Raw genomic sequence first — 1,397 nt, 5'->3', positions numbered from 1 at the left:
GTGCCGAACTGGTGTTTGCCATTTGCCAGGCGAAACAAGTGGAAGTCGTGATCATCAACCAGGGTGAGGACCGCAGTTTCGAGGAAGAGCTGGCGAGCGACGTATCGGAGATCATCACGGTGTTCTCGGCCAGATTGTACGGTAGCCGCAGTCGCAAGAATCAGAAGCTGATCGACGGCGTGAAAGCCGCGGTGAGGGAGGCGCAATAATGTTTTCCCACAAAATACGGCTTGATCCCAACATGCGCCAAGCCACCTACTTCGCCCAAGCGGCAGGCACCGCCCGCTTCGCCTATAACTGGGCGCTTGAAGAATGGGGCCGCCAGTATCAGGCCCACTTGCTCGACCCTGCGCTGCCGCAGCCAAGCGAAGCGTCACTGCGGCGGCAATTGAATGCCATCAAGCGCGCCGAGTTTCCCTGGATGCTGGAAGTGACGAAATGCGCACCCCAGATGGCGATCATCCAGTTGGGAAAGGCATTCGACAATTTTCTTTGCGCACCGCGCCGCCTATCCCAGTTACCGCTGCAAGGGCCGCGACGACCGGTTCACGTTGAGCAACGATCAGTTCAAGGTCGATGGCAAACACATCCATGTTCCGAAGCTGGGCCGGGTGCGCATGCGCGAGTCCCTGCGCTTCCCGGGGCATATCGTCTCGGCCTGTATTTCCCGCACTGCGGACCACTGGTACGTCAGCATCACCGTCGACACGCTGGAAGAGCGATTCCCGCTGCCATCCGAAAACCAAGGCGCGGTCGGAATCGATCTGGGCGTGAACAATCTGGCAACGCTGTCCACTGGTGAAGTCTTCAAGGGGCCCAAGGCGCTGCGCCAGGCGTTGACGCGGCAGCGCCGGCTGTCGAGAAGCCTGTCACGCAAGCAGAAGGGATCGCGTAATCGCATGAAAGCCAGGCGGAAACTGGCGCGGCAGTGCGCGCGCACGGCCAACATCCGCAGCAACGGTCTGCATGAGATTACGACCAACATCGCGCGGCGCTTTCGCACGATCGGCATCGAGGATCTGCATGTCAAAGGGATGCTGAAGAACCGTTGCCTGTCCCGTGCGATTTCCGACATGAGCTTCGGTGAGTTTCGCCGCCAGCTCACATACAAGGCGGCATGGCGTGGCGGGCAGGTCGTGGTGGCGGATCGCTGGTACCCCAGCAGCAAGACCTGTTCAGGTTGCGGCTTCAAGCTCGACACGCTCGGCCTGGGACAGCGTCAATGGTCGTGCGAAGCATGCGGCGCCACGCATGACCGGGACATCAATGCAGCAATCAATTTGAGAAACATGGCGGTGAGTTCCACCGTGTCGGCCTGTGGAGGGGAAGGCGCTGGCCTTGCGCGCGAGCGCAGGGTGAAACCGGCCCCTGTGAAGCAGGAACTCAACGGTAAGGCG

At 60.6% G+C, this 1,397-nt stretch carries 2 protein-coding genes and 1 pseudogene; all 3 read left to right on the top strand.

From position 1 onward, the window contains the following. Positions 1-209: recombinase family protein (locus LQ564_RS25680; protein ID WP_503827160.1), on the top strand; the 209-nt coding region annotated here is incomplete at its 5' end. Further along, a pseudogene (locus LQ564_RS26070) lies at positions 209-280 on the top strand (hypothetical protein); the annotation flags it as partial. The gene LQ564_RS25680 and the pseudogene LQ564_RS26070, both read left to right, overlap by 1 nt. Before the next feature lie 205 nt (positions 281-485). Continuing rightward, on the top strand, positions 486-1,397 hold a 912-nt coding region (locus LQ564_RS25675), incomplete at its 3' end, for an RNA-guided endonuclease InsQ/TnpB family protein (RefSeq protein ID WP_231060966.1).

The organism is Massilia phyllostachyos (assembly GCF_021044825.1).
GTDB classification, from domain to species: Bacteria; Pseudomonadota; Gammaproteobacteria; order Burkholderiales; family Burkholderiaceae_D; genus Telluria; species Telluria phyllostachyos.
This window is presented reverse-complemented; position numbering and strand designations above follow the sequence as displayed.